Below are 21437 nucleotides of genomic sequence, written 5' to 3'. Positions count from 1 at the left end.
AATGGGCACCTTGGTATTTTCCCTGCCCGTGGTACAGACCCAGTTGGCCAAGGAGGTTACCCATTCCATAAACCAGCGCTATGGGACCCACATACACATTGATCGGCTCAAGGTTTCCTTCATTTCGTGGGATACCCAATTGGAGGGCATCTTTGTTGAAGATTACCAAAAGGACACCCTGTTCTTTGCCAAGGCCCTAAAGACCTCCATTCTCAGTGTGGGGCAATTGGCAAAGGGGCAATTGCAGTTCGGGGACGTGGCGGTGGACAGTCTGCACTTTAAGCTGAAACGTTATGCGAACGCAACGGAGAGCAACATAGAGGTCTTTGTGAACAAGCTGGACGCCCGTAAGGAAAGGGACCCCAATACCCCGCCCTTTCAGCTCTCCGCGGCCTCCATTACCTTGGCCAACAGTACCTTTGAATATGTTGATGAGAATCTTGAAAAGCCCCAGGTGTTGCTGTTCAGGGGCTTGGAGATCGCGGCTGAGGACTTTTACATTTTGGGCCCCGAAGTGGCGGCCAACATCCGGGATATGTCCTTTAGGAGCAGCAGAAACCTTGAGGTGCAGCGTTTGGCCACCCGTTTCAAGTACACCAGGGAGCAGATGCGGTTCGATTCGCTTGCCGTGGCCACCCCGCTTTCCGATATTCAGGGCAACCTGGTTTTCAACTATGACAGAAAGGATTTCAAGGATTTTCTGAACAAGGTGAACATTGACGCCACCTTTACCGAGAGCACCGTTTCCTTTGATGAGGTGAACCAGCTGTACAACGAATTTGGAAAGGGCAAAGTGGCCACCTTCAACGCCCGGGTAAGCGGCGTGCTCAATGACCTGAACACGGATGAGCTGCTGCTCATTTATGACAATACGGGCATTAGGGGAGATTTCAACTTTAAGAACCTGTTCAACAAAAACCAGGGGTTTGTGCTCGATGCCCGGATGAAGAACGTGACCAGCAGCTACTACCAGCTCAACGCACTTTTGCCCAATCTGGTGGGCAATTCCCTACCCTCTACCTTTAACAAGCTGGGGCAGTTCACCATTCGCGGAGACGCCCTGATCACCCGCTCTTCCATAGACACCGAAGTAAACATCAATACCGCCATTGGCAGCAGTTACGCCGATCTGGTGCTCACAGACCTGGACAACATAGACGCGGCCGCCTACAAGGGGTTTGTCTCCTTGATCGATTTTGACCTGGGCTCCTTTGTGGAGCGCAACAGCTTGGGCAAGACCACCTTGGATTTCAACGTGGAGGGCAAGGGCTTTGTGGCCAAAAGCCTTGACACCGAGGTGGTGGGCCAGGTATATGCCATTGATTTCAACAACTACACCTACAAAGACCTCAAGGTCTCCGGGGTGCTAAAAGACCAACTGTTCGATGGTTCCTTGGTGAGCAACGATCAAAATGTGCGCTTTGATTTCAAGGGGCTGGCAGACCTCTCCACCGAGCGCAACAACTTCAACTTCGTGGCCACCGTGGATTATGCCGATCTAAGGACCTTGAATTTCATCAATGACAGTATTTCCATTTTCAAGGGCAAGGTATTGATGGACATAGACGGAAGCACCTTGGACAATTTGGTGGGAGACATCAACTTTACCGATACCAGTTACGAAAATGTGAACGATGCCTATTTTTTTGAGGATTTTACCATTACCTCCTCTTTTGGGGAAGACGGGTCACGTACCATAGACATTGACTCCCCGGACATTATCACGGGCTATATGAAGGGCAATTTTAAGGTGGGCGAACTGGGGCGTTTGCTACAGAACTCCCTGGGAAGCATCTACACCAACTTTAGGCCCTTTGCCATTTCCAGCGGCCAAAACCTCACCTTCAACTTCAAGATCTACAACAAGATCGTGGATATCTTTTTTCCCGAGGTAACCTTTGACCCCAACACCTTTATCAAGGGCAAGATCGTGGCCGACGAGGGCGACTTTAAACTGAATTTTGAATCGCCCAGCATTGTGGCCTACGGTACCGAGGCCGATGATATAGAGCTGAAGATAGACAACAAGAACCCCCTGTTCAACACCTATGTGGCCGTGGGATACCTAAAGACACCGTACTACAATGTGCAGGATTTCAATTTGATCAACACCACCTTGAAGGACACCCTCTTCTTTAGGTCGGAGTTCATGGGCGGCAGTGAATTCAACGACACCTACAACCTAAATTTCTACCATACCTTTAACCAGGACAACAAGTCCGTCATTGGTCTCAAGAAGTCCGATATCAGTTTCAAGGGCAACAAATGGATCTTGAACCAGTCCGGGGACAGCAAGAACAAGGTGATCATAAACCGTACCCTGGACAGCATCAGCATCCAGGAAATAGTGATGAACAACGAACAGACCGAGCAAATACGGTTAAAGGGGCAGTTGGCAGACTCCACCTTCAAGGACCTGCAGCTGCAGTTCAAGATCGTTTCCTTGGACAAGATCACCCCGGACATACCCAATTTAAAGTTGGACGGGGAAGTGAACGGTACTTTGAACGTGCTGCAAAAAGATGGCATTTACCTGCCATCCTCCAATCTGAACATTGATGGTTTTGGGGTGAACGACATGACCATGGGCAACTTGGCCCTGAGCATTGTGGGCAATAGGGACCTTACCGAGTTTCAGGTAAATTCCCAGCTCTCGGACGGGGGTGTCGATGTCTTTGGGGTCTTGGGAAAGATCGGGAACCGTGGCAGGGTGCCCCAACTGGACCTTATTGCCAATTTCAACAATTTTCAAATGCAGCCCTTCAGTCCGCTGGGCAAGGGGGTCATAGACCGCATTCGGGGAGAGCTGGACGGGCGCGTGCTCATCACCGGTCCGGTGGACAACCCCAGTTTTAGCGGACTGCTCACTATGGACAATGCCGGGATGGCCATACCCTACCTCAACACCAATTATGGATTTGGCCCCCGCTCCAGGGTGCTGCTGTCCGGGCAGACCTTTGACTTTCAGCAAGTGGCCGTGACCGATGTGGCCAAGGGATCCAGTGCCACCCTGGATGGCGTCATAAACCATACCGCCTTTGATGATTGGGTGCTTAACCTGAACGTGGATACCAACGATCGCCGTTTTCTTATACTGAACAAGGAATTTGAAGAGGGCGCCCTCTATTATGGCACGGGTTTCCTGGACGGTACGGGGCGCATATTTGGGCCCACCACCGCCCTGAACATTGTGGTGGATGGGGAAACGGCCCGGGGCACCTCCCTGAAGATACCCCTGAGCGATGTGGCCAGTGTGGGAGATTATTCCTTCATCAATTTTGTGGAAAAATCCGATGGCACCGCAATCGAGGAGCAACGGCAATTAAAGGAATACCAAGGCCTGGAGCTGGAGTTTAACCTGGACGTAACGCCCGAGGCCGAAGTTGAGATCGTGACCGACACCAAGACCGGGAGCAGCCTGCGGGGCACTGGGGAGGGCATTCTTTTGATCCAGATCAATACCAACGGCAAATTTGAGATGTACGGCGATTTTGTGGTGGTCACCGGCCAGTTCGATTATAAGTTCGGGGGCATCATAGACAAGAGTTTCAGGGTGAAGCCCGGGGGGCGGATCAATTGGGACCAGAAGCCGCTGGAGGCAGATCTGGACATGGAGGCCGTCTATTCGCTCAACGCCAATCCGGCACCGCTGCTGGACAGCCAGGGGTTTACCGCCAGGATACCCACGGACGTGGTCATTAAGCTCACCGGCGAACTGCAGAGCCCGGACATTGCCTTTGGCATAGATTTCCCCGGCACCAACTCGGTGGTGCAGTCCGAGCTGGAATACCGCTTGCAGGACCCCACCGTGGCCGAGAAAAACGCCATCTTCTTGCTGGCCCAGGGCACTTTTGTGAACGAGCAGAACGGCATAAACCAGCAGGCCATTACGGGCAATCTGGTGCAGAGTGCTTCGGGCATCCTTAACTCCCTCTTGGGCGGGGGCAACGACAAGTTCAATTTTGGCCTCTCTTACGAACAGGGCAATTTAAACAGAAATGCAGACGCCGGCATAGACGATCGCATTGGGGTCACCGTCTCCACCCAGATCAGCGATCGGGTGCTCTTTAACGGCAGGGTCGGGGTTCCGGTGGGGGCATCCAGCCAAAATTTGGTTGCGGGAGATTTTGAGATACAGCTGTTGCTGAACGATGAGGGCACCCTGAGCGCCAAGTTCTTCAGTAGGCAAAGTGAGATACAGGCCTTTCTGCCGGACCAGCAGGGCAGTACCCAAGGGGCGGGGGTGTCCTATGAGGTGGACTTTGATACCTTCCGCGGTCTTTTTCGGAAAATTTTTGGTCAGATCGAAAAAGAGCGTCAAGAACGGGAGGGGGCAAAGGCACCACTGCCCAAGCCCATAGTGGGGAAAGACGGCCTGGTGGGCCCAAGACGCTCCGCCAACCCGTTTTGAAGCGCACGGGGCCGCTTGATCCAAGGTTTTCCAATTTTTGTTTTTTAAAGCGCCAAAGGCACAGCTGCCCCTGCCCGGGAGGGCTTTGCATTGGGGAGTTTTTTGGCCAATGTAATGGCAATGTTAAATTTGGGTCAGCGAAATCGTTTTCTGCCAAAAAATGTATGAAAAGCAACGGTCCCAAATTTCATTTTTGCCGATAGTTTTACTACTTTCGTTGGCTTAATTTTTTCAATGTCCGCAAACATAAAGAAAATAGGTGTTTTAACCTCCGGGGGAGACTCTCCGGGAATGAACGCCGCCATACGCTCGGTGGTGCGCACCTGTGCCTATCTTGGAAAGGAGTGCGTGGCCATTTACCAGGGCTATCAAGGGATGATCGATGGTGATTTTAAGCCCATGGACGCGCGCAGTGTAAACAACATCATCAACAAGGGCGGGACCATATTGAAATCTGCCCGGTGTGATGAATTCAGGACCCCCGAAGGCCGTGCCAAGGCCCACGCCAACCTCTTGGCAGAGGGCATAGATGCATTTGTGGTGATCGGCGGGGATGGCAGTTTCACGGGGGCCATGATTTTTGGCCGGGAATACAACTTTCCCTTCATGGGCATTCCGGGAACCATAGACAATGATATTTTTGGCACCACCTTCACCTTGGGCTTTGATACCGCCCTGAACACGGTGGTGGAGGCCATAGACAAGATACGCGACACGGCAAGCTCACACAACCGACTGTTTTTCATAGAGGTCATGGGCCGGGATGTGGGTCATATTGCACTGAATGCCGGTGTGGGCGCCGGGGCCGAGGAAATATTGATCCCAGAGGAAAACTTGGGGTTGGAGCGCCTCTTGGAATCCCTTAAAAGAAGCAAGGAGTCCGGAAAGTCTTCCAGTATCGTGATCGTTGCCGAGGGCGATAAATCCGGGAAGAACGTCTTTGAGCTCAAGGAATACGTAGAGGAACATTTGCCCATTTATGATGTTCGGGTATCTGTTTTGGGCCACATGCAGCGCGGAGGGGCCCCGTCATGTTATGACAGGGTGCTGGCCAGCCGAATGGGCGTTAAGGCCGTGGAGGCCCTTTTGGAAGGCAAGAGTGACCTTATGGTGGGCGTCCAGGACAACAAACTTACCTTGACACCCATAAACAAGGCCATAAAAGGGCACACTAAAATAGATAAGGAGCTCATACGGGTCTCTGAAATAATGACAACGTAATAATAATCAGTAAATAGAAGTAAGATGGCAAACTTGAAAATAGGAATTAACGGATTTGGTAGAATAGGCAGATTGGTCTTTAGGATTGCCATGAAGCGCGATGATGTGGATGTGGTGGCCATAAACGACCTTTTGGACGTGGAGCATTTGGCGTATTTGTTAAAGTATGACTCCGTGCACGGTAAATTTGATGGCGATGTATCTGTAAACGATGGCCACTTGGTGGTCAATGGCCAAACCGTGAGGATCACTGCCGAGCGCGATCCAAAGAACATTGGCTGGGATGCCGTTGGGGCAACCATTGTGGCCGAGTGCACCGGAATCTTCACCACCTTGGAAACGGCCCAGTACCACATAGACGGAGGTGCCAAAAAAGTGGTCATTTCCGCACCTTCAAAGGATGCGCCCATGTTTGTTATGGGAGTGAACCACAAAGACGTGAAAGCCTCCGATACCATCGTGTCCAACGCATCCTGTACCACCAACTGTTTGGCCCCAATGGCCAAGGTGCTCCACGATGCCTTTGGTATAGAAGAGGCCCTGATGACCACGGTGCATGCCACCACGGCCACACAGATGACGGTGGACGGTCCTTCCAAAAAAGATTGGAGGGGCGGGCGCAGTGCCATGTTGAACATTATCCCGGCCTCTACCGGAGCGGCCAAGGCAGTGACCAAGGTGATCCCAGCTTTGGAGGGCAAATTGACCGGAATGGCCTTTCGTGTGCCCACCGCGGACGTTTCCGTAGTGGACCTTACCGTGCGCTTGGAGAAAGAGACCTCTTACGAAGAAATTAAGAAAGCCTTTAAGGCAGCCAGCGAAGGAGAGCTTAAGGGCATTTTGGGATACACTGAGGAAGCCGTGGTCTCCCAGGACTTCATTGGCGAGCCACAAACGAGCGTCTTTGATGCCGGCGCAGGAATTGAGCTGAACCCGCGGTTCTTTAAGTTGATCAACTGGTACGACAATGAAGCTGGTTTTTCCAATAAGATGTTAGATTTGATCCAGCACGTGAACACGCTTTAGGCCCGATGGCATAAACTCTAAGAGAATCCTGAAAGCAAGGCCTTTTTTCCTTACTTTCAGGATTGTTTTTTTAAACCATACCAGATGATTTTAATAGTGGACAGCGGCGCCACCAAGTCCGATTGGATTGCGTTGGACGAGAACGGCAAGCAGCTATTTTTTACACAGACCTTGGGACTTAGCCCAGAAGTGCTCACCAGGGATGTCATTGAGGACCGGATGGCCAATAACTTTGAGCTTTCCAAAAACAAGGAGGCGGTGAGCCATCTTTATTTTTATGGTGCCGGTTGTGGTACCGACCGTATGAAGCGGTTTTTGGGGGAGATTTTCAAGGAGTTTTTTCCCAATGCCAAGGCAGAGGTCAAGGAAGACACCTATGCCGCCATCTATGCCACCACCAAGATGGGCAAGCAAGGCATCGTCTGTATCCTGGGCACGGGCTCCAACTGCAGTTATTATGATGGGCACCAACTTTTTCAAAAAGTGACTTCCCTGGGCTACATTCCCATGGACGACGGTTCCGGGAACTTTTTTGGCCGTAAGCTCATTCGCGATTATTACTTTCATAAAATGCCCCAGGACCTGGGCATTAAGTTTGCCAAACAGTACAATTTGGATGCCGATGTGATCAAGGACAATCTGTACAAACAGCCCAACCCCAACACCTATTTGGCCACCTTTGCCCGGTTTTTAATAGAGAACAAACATCATCCTTACGCCAAAGGGGTCATTGACAAAGGTTTTCAGCAGTTCATCAACAATTATATCATGCAGTTTGAGCTGGCCACCAAGGTGCCCATTAATTTTGTGGGCAGCATTGCGCATTATCTCAAGGATGAATTGATCGAGGTGTTGCAACGGAACGACCTCATTGTTGGGGTCATAAGGCAGCGTCCCATAGACGGTTTGGTGGAGTTCCACAAGGACAACTTGTAAAGGTCTCAGGGAGCCACCGCGATCATGGAGATTTCCACCTGCACAAATTTGGGCAGGTTGGCCACTTCCACGGTTTCCCTCGCGGGAGCGGTATCGGCGTTGAAATATGTGCCGTACACTTGGTTCACCTCATTGAACTGGTGCATGTCCTTTAAAAAAATACTGCTTTTTACCACGTTTTCAAAGCTGAGCCCCGCGGCCTCAAGAATGGCTTTGAGGTTTTCCATGCACTGCTTGGTCTGGGCACCAATGGCACCCGATACCAGTTCCCCGGTCTGGGCGTTCATGGGGATCTGCCCTGAAATGTAGAGTGTGTTGTTGGCCAAAATGGCCTGGTTGTAGGGCCCAATGGGGGCAGGTGCGTTTTTGGTCCGGACTATTTTTTCATTTCCCGTGCTTTAGGTTAAAAAAGGTCTATCTCCTTATTTGTTGACTTCTGTTTTCCCATTTCAGGTCGCTTAGAATGGAGGCGTCTATGCCTATAAAGAAGAACCATCTTTTAAACTGCCCAAAGGGGGTCCAATTGAAGCGCATGCTAAAACTGCCCAACTGCCGTTCAAAACGTAACTGTGTCAGGGTAAAGCCTTGGTTCTTAAAATCGTACCCTGAGCTTCCGCCCACGCTCCATTTTGGCGAAAGTTCAATGTCCCCGGAAAACATCAAGGAGTGGTTGCCAAACTCACTTTGCCTGTTGGCATTGTTGTAAGAGGCCGCGTAGGCCAATCTAAAGTTCCAGGGGATCTTGGTGCCATAAATGGGGTTTTCCCCTTCTTCCTCTTCTTCCCTTCCGCCGGCCATGGGCCTATCATTGAAACTGTCGGCCCTGCCAAAAAGGTCGTCCGTCCTGCCCCCGCTCTGTGCCACATAGTCGAACGGATTTTCCTCTTCCTCTTCCTCTTCTTCGTCCTTTTTGCCGAACATGTCGCTGCTAATGGCGTAAGACACGTTTACATTGGCCCGGGTAAGCCTCAGTAGGCTGCCGCCGTTGTTTATGTTCAGGGTGTTAATGCGCCTACCGTTGTTGTCAATGGCGTAGGGGTCCAGCCCCGCGGCAAAGTTGATGGACATTTTATTGTCCAGGATGTTGGTGCCGCCGTTCATGTTTATGGGGCTCAATCTCACGGAATCGGCTTCCAGGTTGTAGGCCGTGGAGAAATTTAGATTGCTCAGCAGCGGCACTTTTTTGGGTTCTGTCTTGGTACTGTCCTTGTCCCGTATCTTGGCCTCCAGGACGTTGTTCAGGGCAAAGCTCAGGTTGTTGGACTGGCCCAGGCGCGGGGCGCCGTTCAAGGTGCCCTCAAAACGGCTGAACTGGTCCACATCGCCCTCGGCGTTTATGAAATACTCATCGTAGAACTGATCAAAGGAAGGGGCATAGCCATAGCTCAACTGGGGGCGCATGACGTGCCTTATGGCCTGTATTTTCTTGTCCTTCCCAAAATCGAAGGTTCCGTACAGCGTGGTGCCCAAGCTGGCACTCATATTGTATTGGTTGTATCGGTCAAACCCGTTGATGGTGTCCGTGACCACCCTATCCAGCGTGGCATCATACCGCCTGCGAAAGGTTTCAAGGGTCCAAACATCCTCATAGTTGCCCCCCACGGTGACACTGAAGTGTTTGGCCACCTTAAAATTGGTGCTCAGGGGGATGCGGTGGCGGGCGCCCACCCGAGCGTTATCGAACATTCGGCCCGTAAGGAAATCTTCATCGTTGGTGGTGAGGCGGTTCTGGGCATTGACATCATACTGAAAATTGATGTTCTGCAGGGCTCCCTTTTTTATGCCGTCCCTTTTGGCAAAGGGAAAGATACGCTCCATACTGGCCTGGAAAGTGGGCAGGGTAAGGTTCACGTTATCCGGGTTCTCTTCCGTGGCCGTGGGGGAGGTGAGCTGGGAATGGGTGGCGGTAACGCTCATGTTCACCGAGGGATAGGCCGGAAAAGTCTTGGAATACGATATGGAAGAGGACAGGGTGTTGTTCTGGGTATTGGGCAGGTTTCGCTGTTGTAGGGAATTCCTGAAATACTCGCTACTGCCCAGGTTCACCGATGCCGAGAACCGGGAGTTGGGACTTGCCTTGGGGTCCTGGGAATGGGACAGTTGTATGTTGTAGCTCTGTCTTAGGCTGTAATCGCTGAACCCTTTTTGGCTGGTGACCAGGTTCTCGTACCTGAAGTTGAAATTGCCCCTATAGCTGTAGCGCTTGGTATAAACGGACTGTGCCCGGAAACCGTAGCTGCCGTTGGTATAGAAGTCACCGCTCAGGGTAAGATCGGCATATTCGCCCAATGGAACGTAATAGCCCATGTCCTGAAGGAAATAGCCGGTATTGGGGTCGTTGCCAAAGGAGGGCATGAGCACCCCTGCGGCACGGCCAACGGCCAGGGGAAAATAGGCAAAGGGCATGGCAATGGGCGTGGGCACGTCTGCAATGTAAATGTTGCTGAGCCCGGCAATGACCTTTTTCTTGGGAACAAACTTGGCCTTTCTAACCCGGATATAGTAGTCAGGGTTCAGGGTGTCCTTGGCCGTGGTAAGTTTGGCCTCGCTCAAAAAATAGACCGAGTCGTTCTCCTTTTTGGTGATTTCCGCATACACCTTCATGGATTCGCTGCCCAAGGAACCCGCGTTGGCCTGTTGCTCGGTCCTGGAATTCCAGATAATGGCCTTTTGGGAGTCAAAATTAAAGCGTATGGAATCCGGGATCACCACATTTTCGCCCTGTTTAAAATAAGGGAGTTGGGTGTAATTTCCCAGGGAATCCTTTAAACGCCCGGCATAAACCTCGTTTTTAACGTAATCCATGATGATCACCCCAGCCTTTAGTTCCGTGTCCTGGTAGTAGATTTCGGCCTCATCGTACAGATAAATCTTGTTCTCCTTTTGGCTCAGCTTCACATATTCCTTGGCCTTGTACTTAATTTGATCCAGCAACAAGGGTGGTTTTTGGGCCAGGGAGTCCCGTCTCAAAGAATCGCGCAGCACACTGTCCTTTGGCACGGGGGCGGGCATTAGGGGGGCAATGATGCTGTCCCTTTCCACCGGCACGGTGAGCGGCACCACTTTGTCCTCCTGTGCCCTGAGCTGAAACACCCACGCAAAAAGAGCCAGTGCGAAAAGTACGTGACGTTTATTTGATTGCAAGGCTATATATCCTATTTTTGTAGTGGACTGGAGGTTGGGAGCAGCTGTGTTTCAGATGCCAAACTTACATATATTTTTAATTCCCCTTGTAGGGAATTACCATAAATTTAACCAAGGTTACGGGCCCTTTGCCCATATTGCTTATGAAAACAAAAGCCCTGTTGTTGGTATTTCTTTTTGGCCTTTTTCCCCTGGTGCATGCCCATATTGGAGCCCTTCCGGAAAGTGATGGCAACAAGCCCTTCATTGTGGTGCTGGACGCCGGTCATGGCGGCCACGATCCCGGAAATTTGGGCAATGGCTATCTGGAAAAGAACATTGCCCTGAACATTGTGCTCCAAGCGGGCGCCATCTTGGAAAAGAACCCCAACATTAAGGTCATTTATACCAGAAAGGACGACACTTTTGTAAATCTGTACAAGCGGGGCGAAATAGCCAACAAGGCCAACGCCGATCTCTTCGTTTCCGTGCACTGTGACTCCCACACCTCGGATGCGCACGGGGCCGGCACCTTCGTTTTGGGACTTCACGCCAACAAACAGAACTTTGAAATTGCCAAAAAGGAGAACTCCGTGATCTATTTGGAAGACAATTATGAGACCCGCTACGCGGATTATGACATCAATTCCCCAGAATCCGTCATTGGCCTTACCATCATGCAAGAGGAGTTCTTGGACCAGAGCATTGCCCTGGCAAAAATGATACAGGACAATTTCTCGGGCAAGTTGAAACGCAACGACCGAAAGGTGAAACAAGCCGGTTTCATTGTGTTGCACCAAACCTTTATGCCCAGCGTTTTGGTGGAATGTGGCTTCTTGACCAATAAGCAAGAGGGTGCCTACCTCAATTCTGCCAAGGGACAGGCAGAAATGGCAACCGCCATTGCAGATGCCATTAAAAAGTACCACCAGAGTGTGGCCCCCACCGAAGCAACCCCAGTAGCGGAAAATGCCCCGCCCAGCAAGCAGGAGCCCGAAAAGGACAAAGCGCCCAAGATGCCCACGGAAGAAGTTGTGGAGGTCGTGGAAAAGGTCAAGGCCAACGTGCCGGAAGAAAAGGGGGCCAAAGAGACGCCCGTGGAGGACGAAAAAGGAAAGATAGCGGCGGTAGTGGTGCAACAAAAGCAAAGCCCTGCCGGGGAAGCGGCCTCCGTAGTTCCGGAAGACTATACCTTTAAGGTACAACTTTTGGCCAGCAGTCGGGACCTTTCCTTGGTGCCCAACAACTTCAACGGACTGGGAAATATTTCAAAGGAGCCCTACAAGAACATGTTTCGCTACCTGTACGGTGAGACCAAGTCTTACAAGGCGGCAGAAAAGTTAAAGGCCAGCGCAGCGCTAAAAGGCTATACCACCGCCTATATCGTTGCTTATAAGGAAGGGAATCGAGTCCCAGTGCCTGAGGCTTTGAAATAGGCCCATCCGCGGCAAGGGGCGTGTTGTTTTTAATTTCTAACTTTGTTCATCATTCAAAATAAGTCCATTTGAAACTATCTAGGGAAATCAAGACCGGAATCATTGTAGTTGGAGGCATCCTATTGTTCATCATGGGCTTTAGCTATTTAAAATCCTCCCCTCTCTTTGATGACAGTAAAATATTGTACGCCGTGTACCCCGATGTTGGCGGGCTGCAAGCGGGCACGGTGGTCTCCATAAACGGATTTGGGGTGGGCAAAGTGAGCAACATCCGGTTTTTGGACAGCAAGGGGAACCTGGTGGTGACCTTCTCCGTGAACAGTGATTTCAGTTTTTCCAGAAACAGCACCGTAGAACTATATGACACCGGTATCATTGGAGGCAAGGGACTGCAGATCATACCCATTTTTGACAACGGCGCCGAGGCGGTTTCCGGAGATACCCTGAAGACCTCCACACGCCCAGGGCTCACCGAGTTGGCCCAGCAGGAACTTACCCCGATCATAAAAACATTCGAATCCGTTATGACCGATGCCGATTCCGTGTTGATCAACGTGAACCGGGTACTGGACGATGAAACAAAATTGGAGCTGCAACAGGCGGTCAAGGGGCTGAACGAACTTATGGGCACCCTAAACGGAAGTGCTTTGGTGTTGAATAGGTTAATGGCCAACAACGAACAAAAATTGGACAGCTCCATGACCCATTTTGAGCACCTCACGGCCAACTTTGCAAAATTGTCCGATTCCCTGAACAATGCCGGCCTTGGCCGCACCTTGGCCAGCTTGGAAAGCACCATTGCCAATGTGGACCAACTCATGGCCAAAATGGAACGGGGAGAAGGCACCCTGGGCAAGCTAATGAACAATGAAGAGCTCTACACCAACCTGAGCAGCGCCTCCCGTGAACTGGATTTGTTGCTGCAAGATTTTAGGTTGAACCCCAAACGTTATGTCAATGTTTCGGTTTTTGGGAAGAAGCAGCAAGAATATGAACTGCCGGAAGACGACCCAGCCCAAAAATTAGAAGAATGATCATGGAATACCTGCCCAACATCCTCTTTGTGGCCCTGCTCGTGGTGGCCATAGGATACTTTGCCCGTAACGTAAAAAAACTAAGGAGAAACATTCTTTTGGGCAAACAGGTGGATGTTTCCCAAAACAAGGGCCAGCGATGGAAAAATATGGTTATGATCGCTTTGGGCCAGCAAAAGATGGTGGTGCGCCCCATAGCAGGACTGTTGCACATTGTGGTCTATGTGGGTTTTGTGATCATTAACATTGAGGTTTTGGAAATTGTGATCGATGGTGTCTTTGGCACGCATCGGGTCTTTGCCGGTCTCGGTGCCCCGTACGATGTGCTCATAGGCTCTTTCGAGGTTTTGGCCCTCCTGGTCATTGTAACCGTGGTGGCCTTTTGGGTACGGAGAAATGTCATAAAATTGAAACGCTTTTTTAAGCCCGAAATGCAAGGGTGGCCCAAAAAGGACGGAAACCTGATCCTGTACATTGAACTTATTTTAATGGGGCTGTTCTTGACCATGAACGCGGCAGACCAGCAGTTGCAGCAAATGGGCGCGGAGCACTACGTGCAGGCCGGCGCGTTTCCCGTGAGCAGCCACATTGCCCCATTGTTAGACGGGATGTCCCAGCAGGCTCTCATTGTCCTGGAGCGTTCCGCCTGGTGGCTCCACATTGCCGGGATCCTGTTTTTTTTGAACTACCTGTATTATTCAAAGCACCTGCACATCCTATTGGCCTTTCCCAACACCTACTACGGCAAACTGGAGCCTCAAGGGCAGTTCAGGAACCTGGAAGCCGTTACCAATGAGGTGAAGTTGATGATGGACCCCGATGTCGACCCTTTTGCCGCACCCGCCGAAGATGCAACGGAACCAGGGAAGTTTGGCGCATCGGATGTGCAGGACCTGAACTGGGTACAGCTCTTGAACGCATATACCTGTACCGAATGTGGGCGTTGCACAAGTGAGTGCCCGGCCAACCAGACCGGCAAGAAGCTATCGCCCAGAAAGATCATGATGGACACCCGTGACCGACTGGAGGAAGTGGGCCGGAACATGGATGCCAACAACGGTGTGTTCCAAGAAGACGGCAAGCAGCTTTTGGACGACTACATTACCCGGGAGGAACTCTGGGCCTGCACTACCTGCAACGCCTGTGTGGAAGCCTGTCCGGTGAGCATAGACCCCTTGGCCATCATCATGGACATGCGCCAGTATTTGGTAATGGAGCAGAGTGCGGCGCCCTCTGAGCTCAACAACATGATGGGCAATGTGGAAAACAACGGGGCACCATGGCCCTTTAACCAAATGGACCGCCTCAACTGGGCCAAAGAATCATAACCCTTACCTATGGCAGAACAAATGAACGTACCCACCATGGCAGAGATGTTTGCCGCGGGCCAATCTCCCGAAGTGCTTTTTTGGGTGGGCTGCGCCGGCAGTTTCGACGATCGGGCCAAAAAGATCACCAAGGCTTTTGTGAAAATCCTGAACAAGGCCCAAGTGTCCTTCGCCGTTTTGGGAACCGAAGAGAGCTGTAGCGGCGATCCCGCAAAAAGGGCGGGCAACGAGTTTTTGTTTCAGATGCAGGCCGTGACCAATATAGAGGTAATGAATGCCTATGGGGTAAAGAAGGTGGTAACCGCCTGTCCCCACTGCTTCAATACCTTGAAGAACGAATATCCCGGTCTGGGGGGCACCTATGAAGTGGTGCACCATACCCAATTTTTAAAACAATTGCTAACCGAGGGGCGCATTGCCATGGAGGGCGGCAGTTTTAAGGGCAAGCGCATCACCTTTCACGACCCCTGCTACTTGGGAAGGGCCAACGGCGTCTATGAGGCCCCCCGTGACCTCATTAGAAAGCTGGATGCCGAGTTGGTGGAGATGAAGAGCTGCAAGCAGCGCGGGCTATGTTGTGGTGCCGGCGGGGCACAGATGTTCAAGGAGGCAGAGCAAGGAAACAAGGAAGTGAACACAGAAAGAACCGAACAGGCCTTGGAGACCCAGCCCGAGATCATTGCCGCTGGCTGTCCCTTTTGCAACACCATGATGACCGATGGGGTGAAAAACAAGGAGAAAGAGGGCAGCATTGCCGTAATGGACGTGGCAGAACTCATAGCCCAGGCCGAAGATCTTTAACGAGTAAGAAAAAACGAGAACCGTGTTAGTGACATTCAATAGTTTGCCCAGCGAGGCCAGAGTGTGGATATACCAGTGCAACAGGACTTTGACCGAAACTGAATTGAGCGAGATAGATGTGGCCCTCAAGGATTTCTTGTCCCATTGGACGGCCCACGGTGCAGATCTAAAAGCGGGATTTGAAATTAGGTACAAACGTTTCTTGGTCATTGGCCTGGACCAAAGCGGACAAGCGGCCACCGGGTGTTCCATAGATGCCTCGGTACATTTTATCCAGGCCTTGGAAAAAAAATACGACGTTCTGCTTTTGGACAAAATGAACGTATCCTACAAGCAAGGGGAGTACATTGCCTACAAGCCCTTGATAGACTTCAAAAAGATGGCCAGGCAAAAGGCCATTTCTGCAAAAACCGTGGTCTTCAACAATTTGGTGGCCACCAAGGGAGAGTACCAAGAGCACTGGGAGGTGCCGGCCTCCGAAAGCTGGCACGCCCGTTTCCTGTAGCCCCCAATCGCTTCAAAAGCATTGGTTTTTCTATGTTTTGTCGTCGAAATGCAATATTTTTCCACTTCCTAAGTTATCCCCATACACAAGAAAAAATATGCGCTACATCCTTGTTTTTGTCTTATTTTTTGTCTTTCCACCTAGCACAACTGCCCAAGACCCCCTTGTTGCCCCGGACAGTTTGGCGCAAGCACAATGGGTACATTCAAAATACGGTTCAATGACCTTGGATGAAAAGTTGGGCCAGTTGTTCATGGTGATGGCAAACTCCAACAGTGAAACCACCGGTGTACAGTACATAAAAAAGCTGATCCGGGAGGAGCATTTGGGCGGCATCATCTTTTCCAAGGGCGGCCCGGTAAGACAGGCCAAACTTACCAATGCCTTTCAGGAACTCGCCAAAACACCCTTGATGATCGCAATGGACGCCGAATGGGGCCTGGCCATGCGCCTGGATTCCACCTATGCCTTTCCCTGGAACATGACCCTGGGCGCCATCCAGGACAATGCCGTGGTGGAAAAGGTGGGGAGGCAAATAGGCCGGCACGCCAAGAGGTTGGGGGTCCACATAAATTTTGCCCCAGTGGTGGACATAAACACTGATCCCAATAATCCGATCATAGGGAACAGGTCCTTTGGGGAGAGCCGCGAACTGGTGAGCGCAAAGGGCATCGCTTTTATGAAGGGGCTCCAGGCCGAGGGCATTTTAACCAGTGGCAAGCATTTTCCAGGGCACGGAGACACCGCGGTGGACTCCCATCACGACCTGCCCATTATCCCGTTCTCCAAAAAAAGGTTGGACAGTTTGGAACTCTATCCCTTTAAACAGCTCATTGGTTCCGGGTTGGAGAGCGTCATGGTGGCCCATTTGGAAGTGCCCGGTCTGGAGCTCCAAAAAGGGCTTCCCTCCTCACTTTCCGAACAGATCATATCCAGTGTGCTCCAGGAAGAAATGCAGTTTAAGGGCTTGGTTTTCACCGACGCCCTGAACATGAAAGGCGCCACCGATTTTGGGTCGGACGGGGAAGTGGCCTTGAGAGCCTTTATGGCCGGCAACGATATGCTGCTCATGCCCAAGGATGTCATTGCCGCAAAGAGAAGTCTTGAAAAGGCATATGCTTCCGGAAAGATATCCGAGCGGAGATTGGCCCGGTCCGTCAAGAAGATTTTGATGGCAAAGTACAAGGCGGGACTCCATGATCACAAGCCCATAGCACTGGAGAATTTGTATGCAGATCTTAATTCAAGGGATGACGACTTGATCTATGAGGAGGCCATGGAGCATGCCGTTACCGTGGTTAAGAACAACCTGAACCTGCTGGGGCTGAAAAATTTGGAGAACAAGAAGATCGCCTATGTGAAATTTGGCAACGCCCCGCACGACACTTTTTTGAACACGCTGAACAAGTACACCAGTGTTACCGAGGTACGAGGGGCCAATTTGGCGGTGTTGAAAAAGAATCTGGCCAATTACAATTTGGTCATTGTTGGGCATCATAAGAGCAATGACAGTCCGTGGAAATCCTATAAGTTCACCCAGACGGAACTTGGTTGGCTAAAAGGACTGGCAGACGATCGCGGCACCAACTTGGTGCTCTGTGTTTTTACAAGGCCTTATGCCCTGTCCCAGATCACTTCTTTCCAGAACATAGACGCCGTGGTCATGGGGTATCAAAACAGTGATCTGGCCCAACAGAAAACCGCCGAACTGCTCTTTGGTGCCATACCTGCCCAGGGAAAACTTCCCATATCCATCAAGGGGCAATTTCCCCTGGGAACCGGCATGGAACTAAAGTCCCTGAAGCGTTTGGGCTACAGTATTCCAGAGCGCGTGGGCATGGATTCCAACCGGTTGGCCAAAGTGGATCGATTGGTGAACAATGGGCTGGACAGCCTTATGTTTCCCAGCGCCCAGGTCCTTGTGGCGCGAAAAGGGAAGGTGGTGTACAACAAGAATTTTGGCTCGCCCACATACACATCCCAGGAAAGGGTAGGCAGTTCACATATCTATGATTTGGCCTCGCTGACCAAGATTTTGGCCACCTTGCCCATGCTGATGAAAATGGAGGAGGAGGGTAAGATAGACTTGGCCAATACCTTTGAGGAATTGGTTCCGGATTATTCCAATACCGAGATCAAGAACGTAACGGTGCTCAAGGCCCTTTCGCACTACGGCAGGCTGCCTGCTTGGATTCCCTTTTACATACGGACCCTGGACAAGGAGCGCAAACCCTCCAAGGAATTCTACAGGACACAGCCCACCCCTGGGTTTTCCACAAAAGTGGCAGACAACCTATACTTGACCGACGCCTACAGGGATTCCATTTACAACAGGATCGGACGGCAAGATTTAAAATCCAACAGGTATCGTTACAGTGATGTGCCCTATTACGTCATGAAGAAGTACGTGGAGGACAGCTATGGTAGTGGATTGGACCACCTCATTAGCGAATTTCTTTACAAGCCCCTTGGCGCCAATTTTACCACATACAATCCCTTGGAAAAGTTTCCAAGAAGTCAAATTGTGCCCAGTGAGGAGGACAATTATTACCGTTACCAGACCGTTCAGGGCTACGTGCATGACATGGGAGCGGCGATGCAGGGCGGAGTGGGCGGCCATGCCGGCCTTTTCAGTAATGCCAATGATGTGGCCAAGATCATGCAGATGTACCTACAGGACGGCTATTACGGGGGGCGTAGGTTTTTTGGCCCCCGTACCGTAAAAAAATTCAACACCTGTTATTTTTGTGACAAGAACGTGCGCCGCGGTGTGGGCTTTGATAAGCCCCAGTTGGAACACAGTGGGCCAACTTGTGGCTGTGTCTCCCGCAAGAGTTTTGGGCACAGTGGTTTCACGGGCACCTATACCTGGGCAGACCCAGAGGAGGAAATTGTCTATGTTTTTCTCTCCAACAGAACCTACCCCACGGCGTCCAATACCACCCTGGTAAAATCGGGCCTTAGAACCCGAATCCAAAAGGCCATATACGATTCCATTATAAATTAATGCGTAGCTTTGGGCGCATGAAAATAGCCATTGTTTGTTATCCCACCTTTGGGGGAAGCGGTGTAGTGGCCACGGAGCTTGGCATTGCTTTGGCCAAGCGTGGCCATGAAGTACATTTCGTAACCTACAAACAGCCCGTGAGGTTGGGGCTGTTGGGGAACAACATCCACTTTCATGAGGTGCATGTTCCCGAATACCCCTTGTTCAAGTACCAGCCCTATGAACTGGCCTTGTCCAGCAAATTGGTGGACACCATAAAAATGAACGGTATAGAGCTGCTGCACGTGCACTACGCCATTCCCCACGCTTATGCGGGCTATATGGCCAAAAAAATGTTGGAGGAGGAAGGCATCTATGTGCCCATGATCACCACCCTGCACGGTACGGACATTACCCTGGTGGGAAAGCACCCTTTTTACAGACCCGCGGTAACCTTCAGCATCAACCAGTCAGACGTGGTCACCTCTGTTTCCGAGAACTTGAAACAACGCACCAAGGAGATATTCAACATTACCAAGGAGATCGAGGTGATTCCCAATTTTATTGACAAAGAAAAATATGACCATTCCTTTACGGATTGCCAACGTTCCAACATGGCCAAGGAAGAAGAACGGATCGTTACCCACATAAGCAATTTTAGAAAAGTTAAACGGATTCCGGATGTCTTGCAGGTTTTTTATCGCATACAAAAAGAAGTGCCCGCCAAATTGGTCATGGTGGGTGAGGGGCCCGAAAAGGAGGCAGCCGAGCTCTTGTGTGAAACCTTGAACATCTCGGATAAGGTGCTTTTTTTGGGCAACAGCAATGAAATAGATAAGATCCTATGCTTCTCCGATCTGTTTCTCTTACCGTCAGAATCGGAAAGTTTTGGTTTGGCGGCCCTTGAGGCAATGATCAACAGGGTGGCGGTTATTTCCAGCAATACGGGCGGTATTCCAGAAGTGAACATTCACGGCACCACCGGATACCTTAGTGATGTTGGTGATGTGGACGCCATGGCCAAGAACGCCATAAAGATCCTATCCAATGACGCCGTTTTGTCCCAGTTTAAGGAAAATGCGGCCCGTGAGGCAAAGAAGTTCGATATTCTGCGCGTGCTGCCGCTTTATGAGGCGATCTACCATAAAGCGTATGCGGGCAGGTTTAAAACGGTATAGGCTTTAACAAATCGGTCCCAGATGTAAAAGAGCTTCGGTTTGGCCTGACCTTGTTGGTTTTCAACCACTTCATTGCGCAAAAGGCCTTGTATGGAGGGTTCTTTGAATGCAGTTTTTTCCTTATTTCGGCATAAATTATCTTCATAAAACCCCGAATTTTTTAGTTAATCCGATTTTTGTCCGTTTTTGGCGAAATATCGGTTCAATTATATCCATTGGAGCGTTTTAAGTCCTAAATTTGGCCACTGGGAAGAACATCTTTTTGTAAGTTCAACCCGACCCTTAATCAAGATATTGCAACCAACTTAACCACTAAAATAATTGGAAACTAAAACTTTAGATAAAATTTGGTTATCTTCTCCCCATATGGGAGGATCCGAGCAAGCGTATGTGAAAGAAGCCTTTGACACCAATTGGATAGCACCCTTGGGTCCCAATGTCAATGGTTTTGAAAGTGCCATAGCGAATTATTTGGGCAATGGGGTGCATGTGGGCGCCCTGAGTTCCGGCACCGCTGCCATACACCTGGGCCTTGAGATTTTGGGGGTTTCCCCGGGAGACGAGGTCATTTGCCAAAGTTTTACCTTTTCCGGCTCTGCCAATCCCATAGCTTACTTGGGCGCAACGCCGGTGTTTGTGGACAGCGAGGCAAATACTTGGAACATCTGCCCCAAAATGTTGGAGGAGGCCATTGTGGACCGGATCCAGAATCACAGAAAACCAAAGGCCATTATTGCCGTTCACCTCTATGGAATGCCCTACGACGTGGATGGTGTTAACGCAGTGGCCCAAAAATACGATATTCCCGTGCTCGAAGATAGTGCCGAAGCGCTCGGCAGCACGTACAAGGGACAAAACTGTGGCAGTCTTGCCGAAATTTCCATACTTTCATTTAACGGAAACAAGATCATCACCACTTCTGGTGGAGGTGCCTTGGTGGCCAAAAACCACGAACATGTGGCCAAGGCCATACACCTTTCTACCCAGGCCAGGGATGAAGCACCGCACTACCAGCATTCCAAGATAGGTTACAATTATAGGATGAGCAATGTGCTGGCGGGCATAGGGCGCGGGCAAATGGAAGTGTTGGACCAGCGTGTGGCCTCAAGAAGGGCCAACCATGAGCACTACCTAAATGCACTGGGCGGTTTAGATGGGATCGAGTTTCTCTTGGAGCCGCCAAATGTGACCAGCAACCGCTGGCTGTCCTGCATATTGACCCCCTCTTTTGAGGTCCGCGAAAAACTCCGTTTGGCCATGCAGGAAGAAATGATCGAATCCCGGCCTTTGTGGAAGCCCATGCACATGCAACCCGTGTTCAAGGATTGTCCCAAGTACACCAACGGCACTTCCGAAGAGCTTTTTTATCGCGGATTGTGCCTGCCCAGTGGTTCCAATTTAACCCAGGCCGACCTTGATCGCGTTGTTGCCATAATAAAAAAGACGTACTGA

At 50.8% G+C, this 21437-nt stretch carries 14 protein-coding genes; 12 read left to right on the top strand and 2 right to left on the bottom strand.

The annotated features are described in order from the left end of the window. Position 1: 1 nt before the first annotated feature. The 4 genes from ACKWCC_RS03275 (at position 2) to ACKWCC_RS03260 (ending at position 7594) form a co-directional block, all read left to right on the top strand. Positions 2–4411, top strand: coding sequence for a translocation/assembly module TamB domain-containing protein (locus ACKWCC_RS03275; RefSeq protein WP_413994470.1), 4410 nt, complete (start codon positions 2–4; stop codon positions 4409–4411). Between the two features lie 234 nt (positions 4412–4645). After that, the gene (gene pfkA, locus ACKWCC_RS03270) at positions 4646–5632 is read left to right on the top strand and encodes a 6-phosphofructokinase (RefSeq protein WP_413994469.1); all 987 of its coding nucleotides are present in this window, start codon (positions 4646–4648) and stop codon (positions 5630–5632) included. A 24-nt stretch (positions 5633–5656) separates the two neighbouring features. After that, positions 5657–6658: a type I glyceraldehyde-3-phosphate dehydrogenase gene (gene gap, locus ACKWCC_RS03265; protein WP_413994468.1), complete on the top strand. Its 1002-nt coding sequence runs from the start codon at positions 5657–5659 to the stop codon at positions 6656–6658. A gap of 84 nt (positions 6659–6742) precedes the next feature. Then, positions 6743–7594, top strand: a complete 852-nt coding sequence (locus ACKWCC_RS03260) for an N-acetylglucosamine kinase (protein WP_413994467.1) — start codon at positions 6743–6745, stop codon at positions 7592–7594. 5 nt (positions 7595–7599) lie between these two features. Here ACKWCC_RS03260 and ACKWCC_RS03255 read toward each other — a convergent pair whose 3' ends face one another. Then, positions 7600–7974 (bottom strand): RidA family protein, encoded by a 375-nt coding sequence (locus ACKWCC_RS03255; protein WP_413994573.1) that lies wholly within the window; start codon positions 7972–7974, stop codon positions 7600–7602. Positions 7975–8008: 34 nt separating this feature from the next. Next, positions 8009–10738 carry a putative LPS assembly protein LptD gene (locus tag ACKWCC_RS03250; RefSeq protein WP_413994466.1) on the bottom strand — a complete coding sequence of 910 codons (2730 nt, stop codon included), beginning with the start codon at positions 10736–10738 and terminating at the stop codon, positions 8009–8011. Between the two features lie 143 nt (positions 10739–10881). On the opposite strand from ACKWCC_RS03250, the gene ACKWCC_RS03245 reads away from it, so the two are divergent. The 8 genes from ACKWCC_RS03245 to ACKWCC_RS03210 all read left to right on the top strand — a co-directional run bounded on the left by ACKWCC_RS03245 (position 10882) and on the right by ACKWCC_RS03210 (position 21437). Further along, a complete protein-coding gene (locus ACKWCC_RS03245; RefSeq protein ID WP_413994465.1) occupies positions 10882–12153 on the top strand; it encodes an N-acetylmuramoyl-L-alanine amidase in 1272 nt (423 codons plus the stop codon). A 68-nt stretch (positions 12154–12221) separates the two neighbouring features. Then, a complete protein-coding gene (locus ACKWCC_RS03240; protein ID WP_413994464.1) occupies positions 12222–13187 on the top strand; it encodes an MlaD family protein in 966 nt (321 codons plus the stop codon). A 2-nt stretch (positions 13188–13189) separates the two neighbouring features. Then, the gene (locus ACKWCC_RS03235; protein ID WP_413994572.1) at positions 13190–14515 is read left to right on the top strand and encodes a 4Fe-4S dicluster domain-containing protein; all 1326 of its coding nucleotides are present in this window, start codon (positions 13190–13192) and stop codon (positions 14513–14515) included. A gap of 9 nt (positions 14516–14524) precedes the next feature. Continuing rightward, complete coding sequence (locus tag ACKWCC_RS03230) at positions 14525–15316, top strand: (Fe-S)-binding protein (protein WP_413994463.1); 792 nt, start codon at positions 14525–14527, stop codon at positions 15314–15316. A gap of 22 nt (positions 15317–15338) precedes the next feature. Then, positions 15339–15821: an ABC transporter ATPase gene (locus ACKWCC_RS03225; RefSeq protein WP_413994462.1), complete on the top strand. Its 483-nt coding sequence runs from the start codon at positions 15339–15341 to the stop codon at positions 15819–15821. Between the two features lie 97 nt (positions 15822–15918). Then, positions 15919–18828, top strand: a complete 2910-nt coding sequence (locus tag ACKWCC_RS03220) for a glycoside hydrolase family 3 N-terminal domain-containing protein (protein WP_413994461.1) — start codon at positions 15919–15921, stop codon at positions 18826–18828. A gap of 17 nt (positions 18829–18845) precedes the next feature. After that, entirely contained in the window at positions 18846–19985 is a 1140-nt protein-coding gene (gene bshA / locus ACKWCC_RS03215) for an N-acetyl-alpha-D-glucosaminyl L-malate synthase BshA (RefSeq protein ID WP_413994460.1), read from the top strand. A gap of 366 nt (positions 19986–20351) precedes the next feature. Next, positions 20352–21437: a DegT/DnrJ/EryC1/StrS family aminotransferase gene (locus ACKWCC_RS03210; RefSeq protein ID WP_413994459.1), complete on the top strand. Its 1086-nt coding sequence runs from the start codon at positions 20352–20354 to the stop codon at positions 21435–21437.

Source organism: Maribacter aquimarinus (genome assembly GCF_047345505.1).
GTDB lineage: Bacteria > Bacteroidota > Bacteroidia > Flavobacteriales > Flavobacteriaceae > Maribacter.
The sequence above is the reverse complement of the archived record's forward strand: the minus strand, read 5'-3'. Positions and strand labels throughout refer to the sequence as shown.